Genomic DNA, 15,608 nt, shown 5'->3' on the forward strand with positions numbered 1-15,608 from the left:
ACCCATTTTTGAAAGAAGAAGAATATCATGTCTTCAAAGAATCAAAAAAAATCTTACTCAATTCGTCTTCAATAAATTAGAGAGTTGAGTAAGATTCATTCTGTTTAATAATAGTATTCTTTTATTTTCTTTACTTTTTTACGATTTAAGACAGTGCCAATTACTTTCGTTGAGATGCCTTCAAGCAGATGCTTCACTTTTTTTAAGTCCTCAATTTCGGTGCTACCACTTTTTACTACAAAGATTAAGCCGTCTACAATTTTGCCAAGTACTTTAGCGTCCGTTACTGGTAGTAGTGGTGGTGTATCAATCATGATGACATCATATGATGAACGTAGGATGGTAAGTAATTCCTTCATTGCATTCGAACCTAATAGCTCTGAAGGATTTGGCGGTATTGGGCCAGATGGAATGATATCCAATCCGTAGACTTTTGTTTTTTGGATACTTTCATCTAAGTGAGCATGTCTAGTTAGGACAGATGAGAGTCCAATCGTGTTTTTTTGGTTAAATATAAAGTGCATTGTTGGTTTTCTTAAATCGGCATCAATGATACATACTTTTTTTCCTTGCTGCGCAAAAGAAATTGCTAAATTGGAAACTGTGGTAGATTTTCCTTCAGACATATTTGCTGAAGTCACGATAATTGTTTGGAGAATTTTATCTGCCGAAGAATATTCTATATTTGTTCGAATAGATCGGTATTGCTCCGCTACGACAGAAAAGGAATCTTCTATCATAACTAGACTATGAGTAAGCTTGTTTTTTTTCTTCAGTCGCGACAACTTGAACACCTCGATTCGAACGGTTTTTTCGTTCCTTACCACTGTCGTAAACCGTACCTAGTATCGGTACGCCTAATATACTTTCTAGCTGCTTTTCATCTTTAATTGTGTTGTCTAAATAATGAAGTAGAAACACAATACAAACACTGATTAAAATACCTACTACATTCGCAATTGCAATAATGAGCATTGGCGTTAGTTGAACTGGGCTTAATTCCTTGTTTAGATCGGTCTTTGTTAAGATAGAAACGTTATTAATGCTCATGATTTTCGGAATTTGCTCTTTTGCAACATCAGCAATTGTATTCGCCATTTTTATGACCAATTCAGGGTCTTTATTCTTCACAACTACATTCATAACCTGTGACTCATTTTCACTTCCAACAGTAATCATATTTTGCAGCTCTTCAACTGAAATATCTAAATCTAACCGCTCAATTACCTTCGTTAAAATGGCTGGGCTCGTTAATATGACATTATAGGTATTAATTAATTGCAGGTTTGTTTGAATATCGATAAATTGTGCGTTTACTTCATCAGCTTTTTTCTCATTCACTAGAATTTGTGATGAAGCTTCATAAGTCGGCTGCATGTAATAGAAGCTATAATAGCTTGATAAAGTAGATGTTAAAATAATTGCCAAGATAATCACCCAAAACCGCTTCTTCAATATTGCGTAGAATTCTCTTATGCCGACCGTTTCTTCCATAGTCTCCTCCTACAAGTGATTGGTTTTGTTTACTGAGCAACTATCTATCAATTCATACAGCAAGTTGTCTATGGTCAATCTAACTCGTTGCCACTTTACCGTACTCTCTATCAATCATTTTCGCTCTAAAATGCCAATCTGACTTGATCATGTCATCTAAATTATTTTTAATTTCCCAGCCTAATATTTCTTTTGCTTTAGTATTAGAAGCTATTAATACTGCTGGATCTCCAGCACGTCGTTTTGTATATTCATATGGCACTGCTACACCAGTAACCTCAATTACTTTATCAATTACTTCTTTTACAGAATATCCATTGTTAGAACCTAAATTAAAGGTACCACTATTATTTTGCAGAGTATATTTAGCACCAAGAATATGGGCACGAGCTAAATCTGATACATGTATATAATCTCTTATACAAGTACCATCACTAGTTTCATAATCAGATCCGTATATAGATAGTTTCGCTTTTTTTCCAAGTGCAGTTTGAATGGTCAGTGGAACTAAATGTGTTAAATGTTCCTTTTCTAAACCAATTTCGCCTGTATAATCTGCCCCGGCAACATTAAAATACCTAAAAATACAATAATGAAAACCATATGCTTTTGCAGCCCACTTGATCAACCGTTCTGCTGCAAGCTTTGTTTCTCCATATGGATTAATTGGTAGACAGATTTCATCTTCACTTATTTCACGCTTATTTGGTTCTCCGTAAACTGCAGCTGTTGATGAAAATATAATGTTTTTTATCTGATTATTTTTCATAACCTCAAGTAAAACTCTGATTCCATTTACATTGTTATCATAATATTCAAGTGGTTTTTCTAAGCTTTCCGGTACAATTAGTTTTGCAGCAAACACAATCACGCAATCGATCTCTTTTTCAATTTGAAATACATGATTTAACGTTTTCTCATCTCTCATATCAGCTTGATAGAACTTAGCATCTTGATGAACATGTCCCATTTCGCCAGTAGATAAATTATCGACCACGATGACTTCATGACCATCACGTATACATTCGTAAACAGTATGAGAACCTATATACCCTGCGCCACCAACTATTAGTACCTTCATAATTCCCCTCACCTTTTCAATATCATCATAATCTATTATTAATTTGCCTCTTGGACTTTCTCTTCTTCTAATAAAGCATGAAAAAATCCAACTAACTCTTCTCTCAGCTGTTTGTCCTGCATTGCAAAATCAACAGTCGTTTTAATAAAGCCTAGCTTTTCACCAACATCGTATCGCTTACCAATAAAGTCATATGCATATACTGCTTGAGATTCACTTAATAATTGAATTGCATCCGTAAGCTGGACTTCTCCTCCGACGCCTACTTTTTGCATTTCTAAAAATGAAAAGATTTCTGGTGTCAAAATATATCGGCCCATTATTGCTAGATTAGACGGAGCATGCTCCAAGCTAGGCTTTTCAACTAAATTATTTACTTTGTAAAGTCTGTCATTCTCTTTGAAAGGATCAATAATTCCATACCGATTAATCTCATGATTTGGTACTTGTTTTACGCCGATAACAGATGCACCAGTTTGTTCATATTGTTGAATCAATTGCTTCGTACAAGGGATATGGGCCTGTACTATATCATCGCCCAACAAAACTGCAAAAGGCTCGTCTCCTATGAATTTTCTAGCACACCAAACTGCATGTCCAAGTCCTTTTGGGTCCTTTTGGCGAATATAGTGAATATCAATCATATTTGAAGCTTGGACTACTTTTTCCAATAGCTCAAATTTCTCTTTTTGTAAAAGGCTATATTCAAGCTCAAATGCATTGTCAAAATGATCTTCTATTGCACGTTTCCCTTTACCCGTAACGATAATGATATCTTCAATCCCCGATTCAATCGCTTCTTCCACAATATATTGAATGGTCGGTTTATCAATAATTGGTAGCATTTCTTTTGGCATTGCTTTTGTAGCTGGTAGAAAACGTGTGCCTAAACCTGCTGCTGGTATAATCGCTTTTTTAACTTTTTTAATCAATATAATCCCTCACAGTTCTAAGTTTTCTTCCAACCATTTTCTTTGTGATCAAGAACTTGCTACATATTCAAATCAACTTCGTATCATACTACCTTAAATGTATTCATTTACTAGACAGAGTATTAATACAATCTGCTAATTTATAGAATTTTTTTAATAATATAGGATTTTGAACCTTGCGAAACGATTTAATTTTCATAGAATACTGTATGTGTTTCTACTGTAAACGCAAATTACTTTTAGGATGTGATAATCAACATGAAAAAGTTGATGACAATCTTACTTCCTCTAGGTCTGATCTTTATACTAATTATGGCTTCTCTTCATTCCACTGTTAGCTTAAAATCTTCTAACATAGCAAAAAACGGGAAATTAGTTGGACCTAAGAAGGACAGGCTGTCAACTACACAAATCATTGCTCAGAATATAGAGTCAATCTATCAAATTGATTTAGCTAAATTCCACATTGATAATCAAAAAGGCAACCCTGTTCAAACGACAAATGGGATTAACGATGCAATCCAATACGCTAAATCGAATGGATATACAGGTGCATTGCTTCCAGCCGGAAATTATCTAATTGAAGCAAATAATAGTGTTAATTTAGTTGGAGATTTTACATTTTACATGACAGATGCAACTGTTCTATATAAAGAAACAAATGGAAACGAGTATTACGATATTATTTATGTTGAATTCCCAAATAACAATATTTCAATTATTGGTGGAAAACTAGTAGGCGATAAAAATACACATCATTATGATGGTAGTGGTACACATGAATGGGGATTTGGAATTCAAATTAGAGGTTCTAAAAATGTAACGATTAAAAATGTAGAATTATCGAATTTTACAGGTGATGGGATTCTTCTCTCAGGTCAAAATATCACAAGCTATATTGGAGAATCATCAGCATTTCGATTTGGAGATATCAATTCCTCCGGTCAAATTGTAGCATCAACTTCAAAAATCGTCTTATCAAATAGCGATATGAATTTATCTTCAGTTCATTTTCAACGTACACAAGAATTGCTTGTTTACCCTTCTTCTATTGATTCATTAACAAATAAAGCATATGCGATCTATTTTTATGATCAAAACAACCGTTTTATTTCAAGTCAGAAAAATGTTCAGTTTTTACAAGATAGCGTTAAGATTCCTACAGGTGCGTATTATTATAAACTAGTTTTTGATGCTAAAAAAATTGCACCTGATTTACGAGTCGACGTATGGGCATTTTATTTCGCTGAAAATGTATTAGTGGATAATTGTAATATTCACGACAATCGCCGCCAAGGTATTAGTGTTGTCGGCGGTAGAAATATTACCATCTCTAATTGTATCCTTCATGATATTAAAGGAACTGCACCTCAAAGCGGTATTGACGTAGAGGGCGGGGATTATCCAAACGATACGATTACAGTCGAGAACAATCAGTTTTACAATAATGACAGCTTTGACTTAATCTTCTATGATGGCGAAAACTTAAAAGCATCAAATAATGTATTTGGTTCAAAAGGCAAAGTCGGATTATCTACTAGTAGCTTAAGTAAAAATAAAACGATTCTGAACAACGTCTTTAATGGGACAAGCGCTTATGTTTATGGTGCATCTTTTTCTGGTAATACAATTTATTCATCTAAAATATATGGTTATGCATCTTCTACTATCGAAAATAATACATTTGAAAATGCTAGACTAGAATTATACGATGCAAATATCCTTGTAACTGGCTGTACTTTCAACAATACAGATCAAAGTGCTGGATGGAATATTTACACACCAGGAATCGATTTTACAATTTTAAACAGTAAATTTATTGGAGACCCAGGGGCTAGTATTGCAGGTGGCGATGCAAAAAGTATCACTTATATCAATTCCCAATTTAAGGACATTGGCCGAACTATTTATGCATCAAAAATTACAAATTCTACTTTTACAAGTACTTCTGCACAATCGTATATGGAAGTTTCATTAAAAGAGAATTCCACAGTTAGTGGTTCAACTTTTAATAATGTACGTGTATATATTGAAAACTCAGCAACATCAAGTGCTACACAAAAAACGATTGAATCCTCAACCTTCACATTTACTGAAAATCCTTTAAATAGTGAACCAATCGTTTCTGTTTTAAGCGCATCAAATTTTCTATTTAAATCAAATAAAATCAATCTTAATTACTCACCAGCAAAAGATTATCGAATGGTTCGTTTCTTTAAGGTGAATAATGCATACTCGGTAAAAGCAGCAACTTTTTCGAACAATACGTTTGCGTCTAAAAGTGCAAGTATTGCAGTAGATACAACATCTTATAGTGGATACAACAAGCCATTTTATTTTCAAAGTAATATTCTAAGCAATGCAACACTAAAAGTACGTCCAATCGATAAAGTTACATCTACTGTCTTCCAAAGCACTAAAAAATAAGCTAACAAATAAAAGCCAACAAAGGAGTTCACCTTCTTGTTGGCTTTTCATCTTCTATTACATTCCTTCTGCTTTTTGTTTCAGTAGCTTAACTTTAAGTAAAGGAAATATTTGCCTAAACAGCTGTTTCATTCCATTACGATCTGATAAAAAGTTTCCAGTCAATATCACAATTGCGATCCAACCAAACACCACAACACTTGTAAGGAACCATGCAACGTAGTTAGTTGGATGAAGATGAACGACTGTACCAAACGGTAGGATTGAAAGTAAACCTAAGCACGTATTCAAACTAATTTTTCGTACAGTATGTTTCACACTCACTCGCAGGATCTCTTTATGGGTATAAGCGATGATATCAATTGAACGATACGCTAGCGATATAATTCCCCCTAGCACAACGCCGACCATTCCATAAAAATGAACAAATAGAATCGTCGTTAAAATAAGAATTAGTCCTTCAGTAATTGCTCGCCATTTAGTTTCTTTATAATGACCCGCTGCACTTAAAATAGTCATATCTGGTACCCTGATCACCTTTAATAAACCGAACAATACCATTACTAATGCTAAATCTTCTCGGATATAATTCGCATCTGTAATACCATGTGTATAGATTCTAATAAATGGAATGATCAATACAAAGGTACAGCAATACAGGCACGTAATGATCATAAAAAATGCATTTTCATATAAACTGTGAAGATTGATTAATACTTCATGCTTATCTGTATTTAGTACATTACCGAAATAGGAATTCATTCCATTTTGGAAGATAAAAACGATGCCACTAATTGCAGTAAGAATCATCATATAAATTGAATAGACACTAATATCTTCTAGACTACAAAAGATAGAAAGAATAATGATAGGCGTATTCGTTAAGATAATATACATCAATTGATGAATTAGGATATCCCAGCGCTGACTTACTGCCGTTTTATCCGGCTGTACTCGCAAGTTTAATGAAGGATATTTTCGCTTTATATAGTTTGAGATTAAGAAGAAACTTACAATATAGACAATCGCTGAGCCAATTTGTATCGTTAAGATTGAAAAACCTAAGTAGATAAAGAGGATTTTGATTAACGTGTTACTGATTAAAGCGAATGTCTGTACATTTGTTAATATATATCCCTTTTGATCTGCATACAGAAGAGTTCGGTATTTACCGATAAAGAAAAATTCAACTACCCCACTTAACCCCATAACTAACACGATAAAGCTTGTATAAAAATGTCTCTTCTCCTCAATGATGATTGGATAAGTGAATGCTAATAGAATGACAAGGCCGGTAAAAACATACCCAGATTTAATAAAAAATTCTCTTGCTGCACTCATAATTTCATTAATTTTTTGGATATCATTTTTGGCAACTGGCTTATATAAAGAAAGTGTGATTGCTGAGGAAAGTCCAGCTTCAACAATCGTTAAGCAAGCCAGAAACTGTGTAATGGAACTTATTAGACCATTTGTACTTGAACCATATGCATGAATAATCATCTTTGGAATGATAAACCCTACAATAATTAATAGTACTTGGAGAATTAAGTTTGATAGTAAATTATAAAGTACTTTTTGATTTCTCATTATTTTGTCTCCTATCATGACAAAAAAATTTATATAATGGCGTACAATTTATGAATCTCATCTTCTGTACTTGCATCATCAAGTTCTAAATAGTTTTTGATTTGTGTACGTAGACTCTCATCGTCTAGTATTTGTTTTACGCCATTAAAAATTGCATCTGCATTCATCTCAACAATAATACCGTTTTGATTATGTGTAATTTGATCCGTTACAACCGTAAAATTAGTCGTTACGATTGGCTTTTTAAAGATCCTTGCTTCTTGAATCGCCAATCCAAAACCTTCAATTCTTGAAGCATGAACATACAAATCACTTTGCAATAAATATGGATATGGATTTTGCTTTACACCTAATAAATGGAAGTGTTGTTCTAGCTTTAGTGAGCGAATACGTTCTTTTAAATTTCCCTCTTCTTCTCCCTCACCAATGACATACCATCTTAGGTCATATCCTGCTTCTATGAGTTTTGAACATGCTTCAATTGCTAATTCATGACCTTTTGATTCGACCAGCCTACCAATTGATAAAATGCGAATACCTTTATAATCATCATCAAAACCTTCTCCACTTTCCGCTAAATTGTGTAGGAATGATGGAGAAACCGGATCATAAATGACGTGTATCTTATCGTTTGTATTTGGTAGCAGTTTAGTAAAGGATTCCTTACATTGATCAGAAATAGCGACAATTCGATTAAACTTTGTATAATACGGTTCATCAAAGCTCTTGTTAAATCTTGCTAATTCATAGTCTGTATTAATCCAAGTAATTTTATTTTTAGCATCTACTTTATTTGCCACAAAATATGTGGGTACGCCTTGGCTAAAAGCGATTGCTGTGTCATATGTTTTTTCTAGCTTTGGAATTGAGTATTGAACATATTGCCAATTAATCTGCGCTGTATGATATCCTTTCCTTTTAAAAGGATTTCTCAAGGAAAGTGATGTTGCGATTCGACTGAATATATAACGGAAAGATTTCTTCTTTAACATATTGACTAAAAATGTAGGCAGTGACTCTTTAACTGCTACATAATAATCAGGTGAATGTAACATGTTGACTTTCTCGGGAACTAACGGCAAAAACAACCCTTTCTGACGAATCAATAAAAGATCGACTTCATAATTGTCATAGTCAAACGCATTTAGTAGTGTCACCAAACTCTTTTCTGCTCCACCACTTTGTAAAGAGTCGAGTACAAAAAGAATCTTTTTCTTCATCCAGCTTACTCCTTCCTTCGAACTAGAATAATTTATATAATTTCTCTAATTCTGCGGAATTACGAAAGTCAGTCTCTTTATTATTTTTTGAAAGACCTTCCCTTAACAAAAGATTTTTAAGCATCTTTTCAATCCCACTCGCAATCCCTTCCACACTTAACTCCGTAATAACTCCATCTACTCCGTCCGTTACTTGGCTACTAGCCGTAGGATAATTCGTAATTAAGACAGGCTTTTCTAAAATTTGAGCCTCTAGCACAGCAACTGCTTTCCCTTCGTATCGCGAAGGCTGAACATATAAATCACAATGCTTAATATAAGGATATGGATTGACCTTTTTACCGACTAAAATAAATTGATTTTCTAATCCAAGTTCTTGGATGCTTCTTTTTAATTGTTCTTCATCTTCTCCACTACCAACCACATACCATTTCACGTTTTTATATCCTTTATCTACTAAGAGCTTCATTGATTGAATGGCCAAATCGAAGCCTTTTTGAAAGCATAAACGACCAACTGATACTAGATTAAAATCATGTTCATTTTGTTTTAACTCTTCCATTCCTTCATTGGCCAGCTCTTTTACAAAGGCTGGTGAAGTAATATTTTCTACTTCAACTATCTTCTTAGATAATGTAGGGTATTTATGTAGAAAAGCTTCTGAGCAAGATGGTGAAATTGAAATAATATGATCAAATTTTTGCCACATTAAACAATCTAGATCGACATCCGTATAAACTGTTGAATAATCGGTATGGATCCAGGCAATTTTTTTCTTTGCCTTCACTTTGTCACCAACGAAATAGTGTGGCCACAAGTAGCTAATAGCGACATCGTATTCTTTATCAAGTGCGGGTAAAAAAGGTAATGAGTATTTCCACATTAGCTGCATTTGATAGTATCCTAGTTCATCTAATGTCTTTATCTTCCCTTTAGTCACGGCAACGCATTTTGACAATAACCTGACTGCCCCCAGAGCATAATACTTTTCTCTCACTACTTGTTTAATAGACTTTCGAAATGTAGCATAATGCGGTAGTTCTTTTAACAGATTAGGTTCAATCGGTAAAAGATCCATAAATTCACCATTATGACGATACAGCATTAAATCTACATTGTATTCTTCATAATTAAATTGATTTAACATACTAATTAAACTTCTTTCCACTCCACCGACATTCAAGTCAAATGAAGCAATCAGAATATTTTTCTTCACTAGACTCACTTCTTTCCTTCTTGAATGTAGTGACGTATGAGTGCAATGTTGTCGCCACCCAGTATTTTTGCAAAAAGAACTTTAATTGAAGTTTTCAACTTCGAATGCCAAGGTAACCAGCTTTGATCAAAATGATGAATTGTGACAGTTTGGTTTGTCGTTCTATTTCTACAATTAATATAGTCATAAGGAGAAAATACTTCTTGAGGATAAATCGTTACGATATTAGGTAACTCTTGCTTTTGGCCATTTAGTCTTATTCCTAGCTGCGATAAAAGTGAGCTTAAAATTGATACATTGGTGATCATATTATAGCTACCATCTGGATTGATAAAGGATTTGTCTTCATATGTTTCTAACATTTTCCCAATTAAAGGATTTCCGCTCTTTGCTCCAATTGTACTTGTTGCTATAAAATTTTTTTCTTCAAAGCCCAGAAACGCTTCATCCATTAAAAAAGAATCGAAAGAGCTACAAACTTCAGTATCTGTATCTAAATAAATTCCACCGTGTTTGTATAAAGCATATACCCTTACATAATCCGTGACGAAGGCAAACTTCTTGGCTTTATATGCTTCAGATACAAACTGATTTATTTCGATATCAAAGTTATCTTCATTCCATTCTATAAACTCATAATCTGGTAGGTATTGTTTCCAGCTATTTAAGCATTTTATAAACAAGGCAGGCTTATTCCCTCTTCCAAACCAACAATAATGGATTATTTTAGGAATTGTCTCATTTACTTCTTCCATTCATCATCACCTATTCATCTGATTTAATTTGAGAAAATACTTTGATACGGAAAAACTCCGGCCACTCCACGAGTTAGTTGGACATTAAAATAAATTAGTAATAATGAAAACAAAATAATATAAACACTGATTCGAACGTATTTGTTTAATATTGAAAGGCAGTTTGGAATGAGAAGGATTGAAAAGATGTAAAAATAAGTAGCAAATCTTGCGAGTACAACCTGTTGAGTACCAAGTGTATGAAAAATAAAAGCTAGAAACATTGCATTCATATAAATGATATTTAGTGGATTTTGTTTAATGAGTTTTTGTTTATGGAATAAAGCGAATAGAAATAACGTACCAGATATGACCATTCCAACCGGACTTGCTCCATAATTTAATGTATGGTATTTATCAAGTAAATCGCTGATTCGTCCCATAATATGCGGTAGAAAAGGGATGCTACAAAACGTAATCATTGAGATAAATAAATAAAGAAATGCTGAATGATTCCTTTTCATAAAAGGATAAACCAACAATGCAATGATGGCTGTCATATGGAACGACATCGCAATGAGGATAAAACAAATATACTTTTTAGTTTCATTTAAAACAATATATTTAAGTGCATAAAATACGATTGCTACAGCAATATACTGCCTAACAATATTGAAAGATGAAAAATAAAAATACATTGTTAAAAATAAGAATACGCTGACGCCTATATGATTCGAATAACGGTTGATTGTCAGAAAAATCAGGATCAACGTAATAAATGAAGTGGTTAAAAAGATACTTTCATTATTTGTATTTATAAAATAAACAATTTTATTAAGAAAGTAGTATCCAGCCTCGATTCCTCTATTTTCATATGAGAGTAGTTTGATATGGTCAAAATATACACGATAGCTTATAAAATCTGTCCCTACTTGATCTCTAAACCCCGCAGTTAACCATAGCACTAAAAAACAGCAACCACTAAATATAGAAACAATCCATTTACTTAGCTTTTTTGATTGGCCGATTGATGAAAATAAAAATGTACTTAGTACGAGTAGATTATAACCAAGCATTTTTCACCTTCCATCTGTTTTATCGTTCATCGCATTTAACGAACTAGTTTTTTCACTCTTTTCTTTGCTTTGAATTGAAGTTGGTCCATTTTAAATTGAAATGAACTGATTGGCGTAATTTGATAGAAATGTTGATTATATGCTTCATAGTCTCCAAAAACTAGACAGCAACGATAAAATTGAGAAGCACATTCTTCTTTGAACCGATCATGATGATATACTTTTGTCAGTTCATTTGCCTTCATTAGCTTCGATAAGTACTCCTTATAATCTTCCAGTTTGTATTGTAGCTGCTTCAGATTATGCGCTTCTGCTAATTCAAAATGTATGCCATTGTTTTCAACATCTATATTTAGCCTTGATAAAGGAATAGAGACTATTTTGTTATAAATGGCAAGGCGTTCTTTTTCATCTCGCTTACCGCGCGCTGTTTGGCTATTACTTACAAGCCGGTACTGAAGTAAAGGTTCTTGTAAATTTGTAATCTCACCATATGAAGCTAGCTTATTCCATAATCCATAATCCTCAGCATATTTATGCTCTTCATCGTAAAACAATTCATTTTCTTTCATGGTTTTTGCTCTGATAATCGTAGTAGGATGTGCAATTGCATTTTGAAATAATAACCTAGTCTTCACTCGCTCTGTATCATTTAATGGTGAAATTCGTTTACTAATGAACGACTTATAGTAAAACATGTGAAATGAGGATCCTAGTAAAACAACATCAGGTGACTCATCCATTTTGCTCACTTGTAAGTCAAGGCGATGCTGGTTTGCAATATCGTCCGCATCCATTCTGACAATATACTCACCGTAGCATTCTTCAAGTCCTCGGTTTAAAGAGTAGACCAATCCTTTGTTCTGCTCATTTTGCAATAATCGTATTCTTTTATCACTAAATTGCTGAAGAATTTGAAGTGAGCGATCAGTTGACCCATCGTCAATGATGACAAATTCAAAGTCTTTAAATGTTTGATTTAATATGCTTTTTACTGCTTCTGCTAAAAACTTTTCACCATTATATACAGACATGAGTACACTTACTTTAGGCATTTACTCCACCTTTCTGACCCTTCCAGACATAGTGATCTCTTCTAATTGGTGTAAAACATTTGAAATCTCATACATTTGTACTCTCTCGAAAGCTTTCTGTCCACAAGACTGTAACAAATCCTTTTCCTGAATAAACCGTTTTATAGCTTCGGCTGTCGCTTCATAGTCTCCTACTTCCACTAATAAACCTGTTTCATGATCGATTACTAAATCTTTAATACCTCTAATGTTTGTCCCAACGACCGGCTTCCCAAATGCCATCAATTCCATAATATTTCTAGGAAGACCTTCTCGATATGAAAGTAGCATTCCGATATCACTTGCCGAAATTAGTTCTTCAATATCCCTTCGATAGCCTAGCATGTAGATTGTGTTTTCCAAGTGCTTTTTAACAATTTCGTTCTTTAGGGTCTCAAATAATGGTCCTTCACCAGCACATAAAACCTTCACTTGTGGATATTCAGTGGATAAGAAAGAAATAGCATGAATCATCTGCTGATGGTTTTTATTTAAATTTGTTTCTGCAATCATAACAATGACAAAGTCTGATGGGTCTATTCCAAGCTTCGCTCGAGATAAATCTTTTTTGTAGCTTAATACATTGTATTGATTAAGATTTAAGCCAACACCGTTTACTTTATACGTTTCAGATACTTGAAATGATTTGGCTCTTTCGTAATCCTCATCATTCATTGTGATAATAGCATCTGTAAATCTCGCCATGATTCGTTCAATTGGATAATATAGAAGCCAATTTAATAATGGCGCACCTTTGTAAAAATGAAATCCATGAGCAGTATAGATTGTCTTTAACTTTGGAAATTTCATTTTTAGTAATCTTCCGTATAAAGCTGCAATTGGTGTATGGACATGAACAATGTCATACTGATGTTCTTTTTGAATTTGTACCAACCTTTGAAAAGCCTTGCGATTCCTTAAGTCTAGAGGATTTCTTGAAAAAGGAATATCGTATACCTTTACCCCATTTGATATCAAGCTATCGTTTACTGGCCGATCAACTGCACAAGCACAGTCCACTTCAAAACCAATTTCCAGTAATCGTTGTATATGTGGTACAAGAAATGCATTAATCGTTCTACTTAATGTCGTAATATAGAGTATTTTTTTCATTCGATCACCTTTAGTACATCAAGTAAATTTTCAACATACGTATGTGGTTGATAAGCTTCTGTGTCCATCTCATTATGAAAATAAATACCATCACTTCTTCTAATACAGATTGTTGTAAATCCGAGTTGCTTTGGCATGATAAAGTCTTTTTTCAAATTGTCACCGACATAGACCATTTCTGAATAAGGGACTTTGAGTCTTTCTTGCATTAACTGAAATGATTTCATGTGCGGTTTCCAATACTTCCTGCCAAATTCATCAGTTATAATAATTTCATCGACATATTTTCCCAAATGTAATGTCTCTATTTTTCTTTGCTGAGACTCTTTATACCCATCTGTAATAATCCCTAATTTATAATTCTTCTGCTTCAACAAGGAGAGTAACTCCTTCGCATCATCTAGTAAATGAATCTCAGGTTTGTGGCCTCTATAAAGCTTTAACAATTCTAGAATATATGACTGGTTATAATGTAAATTTAGTTCATCTAATACGCGATTAAAAACCTTTGACTTGCGCTTCGTAAACGCCAAACACATCTTTTCAAAGACAATTGTTTGAGTAACGTTAAAATCATTTGCAATTTTTTCACTAACCACTTGGTATCCACTAAATACATAATCTTTTTCTAAAATTAAGGTGTCATCCAAATCTAGTACAACAGCCCGTATCACGAGATCACACTACTTTTTTGATGAATATAAACTGTTTGGTCATATCGCAAACATAATAACTCGTCCTCATAATCTTCACTATATGACAGTTCATATCCCATTAATAACTTGTAAATAGCAATCGCAGAATTCGCACCAGCCTTAAAGCTCATCGGAGCACCTCCACCGAAGCGAGGATTAATTTCAATAAACTTAATGCTGTCTTCCGTCTTAAAGCACTGAATGGTTACTTGCCCAATCGGCTTCAATGTTTCTAGTAATTCTTTTACTTTATTAATGATAGATGCATCTTTACTGATCATCCCTTTTGAGATTTCACCACTTCTAACAGCAATTCTTTTTCGAGGCACAATGGAAAGAATTTTACTATTAAAATCCAAAAAGGCATCAATTGTAAACTCTTCTCCATCAATGAATTCTTGGACCATTGGATTTTTTACATACTGTCTAAAAAATTCTAATTCCCTCTCAGAATTTACTTTAAATGATTGAATACTTGAACTTCCATCAAATGGTTTAATAAATAAAGGCAACACGTAATCCTTCATTTCTAACGCTTCTTCTGTGATAATTTTTGGGGAGTCAAATCCGTTTATTTCAAAAAATTCCTGTGTATTCATTTTATTTATACAAATAGACAGTACATCTAAATCTGATACTAAAACTTTGGCATTCGTTTCATTTTCAATGAATTCTTTATTTTGAGCTATTCTAAGCAGATCCCAATCAATTGTAGGGATAATCAAGTGGATATTTTCTTTATGACAAATATTGATTAATGATGAAATATATTCATTGTCATGAATTGAAGGTACGATATAAAAAGAGTCTGTAAAGTAAAATGCTGGAGCAGTTGGAGAACTATCGACAGAAATCAATTTACTTTTTATATTTAATTCATTTGCAGCTTCTTTAAATTGTTTAATAAGCTCAACTCTTCTACCTGCACTTAGAAAAAGTATGTTAAATTCTTTCATA

Annotated in this window: 14 protein-coding genes; 1 reads left to right on the top strand and 13 read right to left on the bottom strand. The window is 33.5% G+C overall.

Annotation, left to right across the window (positions count from 1 at the left end):
- Window positions 1–104: 104 nt before the first annotated feature.
- The 4 genes from V7056_RS10890 to galU form a co-directional block, all read right to left on the bottom strand.
- Window positions 105–794, bottom strand: a complete 690-nt coding sequence (locus V7056_RS10890) for a CpsD/CapB family tyrosine-protein kinase (RefSeq protein WP_499701835.1) — start codon at window positions 792–794, stop codon at window positions 105–107.
- Complete coding sequence (locus V7056_RS10895; RefSeq protein ID WP_499701837.1) at window positions 748–1,494, bottom strand: YveK family protein; 747 nt, start codon at window positions 1,492–1,494, stop codon at window positions 748–750. The genes V7056_RS10890 and V7056_RS10895 overlap by 47 nt, the downstream gene beginning before the upstream one ends.
- 79 nt (window positions 1,495–1,573) lie before the next feature.
- Window positions 1,574–2,575, bottom strand: coding sequence for a UDP-glucose 4-epimerase GalE (galE, locus tag V7056_RS10900; RefSeq protein ID WP_499701839.1), 1,002 nt, complete (start codon window positions 2,573–2,575; stop codon window positions 1,574–1,576).
- A 38-nt stretch (window positions 2,576–2,613) separates the two neighbouring features.
- A complete protein-coding gene (galU, locus tag V7056_RS10905; RefSeq protein ID WP_499701841.1) occupies window positions 2,614–3,507 on the bottom strand; it encodes a UTP--glucose-1-phosphate uridylyltransferase GalU in 894 nt (297 codons plus the stop codon).
- Window positions 3,508–3,765: 258 nt separating this feature from the next.
- On the opposite strand from galU, the gene V7056_RS10910 reads away from it, so the two are divergent.
- The gene (locus V7056_RS10910) at window positions 3,766–5,934 is read left to right on the top strand and encodes a right-handed parallel beta-helix repeat-containing protein (RefSeq protein ID WP_499701843.1); all 2,169 of its coding nucleotides are present in this window, start codon (window positions 3,766–3,768) and stop codon (window positions 5,932–5,934) included.
- A gap of 57 nt (window positions 5,935–5,991) precedes the next feature.
- Here V7056_RS10910 and V7056_RS10915 read toward each other — a convergent pair whose 3' ends face one another.
- From V7056_RS10915 to V7056_RS10955, 9 genes are read right to left on the bottom strand one after another with little or no spacing between them, the layout of a single operon-like run.
- The gene (locus tag V7056_RS10915) at window positions 5,992–7,524 is read right to left on the bottom strand and encodes a lipopolysaccharide biosynthesis protein (protein WP_499701845.1); all 1,533 of its coding nucleotides are present in this window, start codon (window positions 7,522–7,524) and stop codon (window positions 5,992–5,994) included.
- Between the two features lie 29 nt (window positions 7,525–7,553).
- Window positions 7,554–8,744, bottom strand: coding sequence for a glycosyltransferase (locus V7056_RS10920; protein ID WP_499701847.1), 1,191 nt, complete (start codon window positions 8,742–8,744; stop codon window positions 7,554–7,556).
- A 22-nt stretch (window positions 8,745–8,766) separates the two neighbouring features.
- Entirely contained in the window at window positions 8,767–9,960 is a 1,194-nt protein-coding gene (locus tag V7056_RS10925; protein WP_499701849.1) for a glycosyltransferase, read from the bottom strand.
- Window positions 9,961–9,965: 5 nt separating this feature from the next.
- Window positions 9,966–10,715 carry a glycosyltransferase family 32 protein gene (locus V7056_RS10930; protein WP_499701851.1) on the bottom strand — a complete coding sequence of 250 codons (750 nt, stop codon included), beginning with the start codon at window positions 10,713–10,715 and terminating at the stop codon, window positions 9,966–9,968.
- Window positions 10,716–10,738: 23 nt separating this feature from the next.
- Complete coding sequence (locus V7056_RS10935; RefSeq protein WP_499701852.1) at window positions 10,739–11,770, bottom strand: EpsG family protein; 1,032 nt, start codon at window positions 11,768–11,770, stop codon at window positions 10,739–10,741.
- A 35-nt stretch (window positions 11,771–11,805) separates the two neighbouring features.
- On the bottom strand, window positions 11,806–12,825 hold the full coding sequence (locus tag V7056_RS10940) for a glycosyltransferase family 2 protein (RefSeq protein ID WP_499701854.1): 1,020 nt from the start codon (window positions 12,823–12,825) through the stop codon (window positions 11,806–11,808).
- Window positions 12,826–13,956, bottom strand: a complete 1,131-nt coding sequence (locus V7056_RS10945; RefSeq protein ID WP_499701856.1) for a glycosyltransferase family 4 protein — start codon at window positions 13,954–13,956, stop codon at window positions 12,826–12,828. It lies immediately after the preceding gene.
- Window positions 13,953–14,630 (bottom strand): HAD family hydrolase, encoded by a 678-nt coding sequence (locus tag V7056_RS10950; RefSeq protein ID WP_499701858.1) that lies wholly within the window; start codon window positions 14,628–14,630, stop codon window positions 13,953–13,955. The genes V7056_RS10945 and V7056_RS10950 overlap by 4 nt, the downstream gene beginning before the upstream one ends.
- On the bottom strand, window positions 14,627–15,607 hold the full coding sequence (locus tag V7056_RS10955) for an ATP-grasp domain-containing protein (RefSeq protein WP_499701860.1): 981 nt from the start codon (window positions 15,605–15,607) through the stop codon (window positions 14,627–14,629). Before V7056_RS10955 ends, V7056_RS10950 begins: the two co-directional genes overlap by 4 nt.
- Window position 15,608: the final 1 nt, after the last annotated feature.

Source organism: Bacillus sp. JJ664 (genome assembly GCF_036962205.1).
Taxonomy (GTDB): Bacteria; Bacillota; Bacilli; order Bacillales; family Bacillaceae_G; genus Gottfriedia.

Excerpts from the sequence above, each read along its gene's own strand:
- V7056_RS10930 (WP_499701851.1), bottom strand. The coding sequence starts at position 10,715 with ATGGAAGAAGTAAATGAGACAATTCCTAAAATAATCCATTATTGTTGG.
- V7056_RS10940 (WP_499701854.1), bottom strand. The coding sequence starts at position 12,825 with ATGCCTAAAGTAAGTGTACTCATGTCTGTATATAATGGTGAAAAGTTT.
- V7056_RS10915 (WP_499701845.1), bottom strand. The coding sequence starts at position 7,524 with ATGAGAAATCAAAAAGTACTTTATAATTTACTATCAAACTTAATTCTC.
- V7056_RS10955 (WP_499701860.1), bottom strand. The coding sequence starts at position 15,607 with ATGAAAGAATTTAACATACTTTTTCTAAGTGCAGGTAGAAGAGTTGAG.
- V7056_RS10910 (WP_499701843.1), top strand. The coding sequence starts at position 3,766 with ATGAAAAAGTTGATGACAATCTTACTTCCTCTAGGTCTGATCTTTATA.
- V7056_RS10935 (WP_499701852.1), bottom strand. The coding sequence starts at position 11,770 with ATGCTTGGTTATAATCTACTCGTACTAAGTACATTTTTATTTTCATCA.
- V7056_RS10945 (WP_499701856.1), bottom strand. The coding sequence starts at position 13,956 with ATGAAAAAAATACTCTATATTACGACATTAAGTAGAACGATTAATGCA.
- V7056_RS10920 (WP_499701847.1), bottom strand. The coding sequence starts at position 8,744 with ATGAAGAAAAAGATTCTTTTTGTACTCGACTCTTTACAAAGTGGTGGA.
- V7056_RS10895 (WP_499701837.1), bottom strand. The coding sequence starts at position 1,494 with ATGGAAGAAACGGTCGGCATAAGAGAATTCTACGCAATATTGAAGAAG.
- galE (WP_499701839.1), bottom strand. The coding sequence starts at position 2,575 with ATGAAGGTACTAATAGTTGGTGGCGCAGGGTATATAGGTTCTCATACT.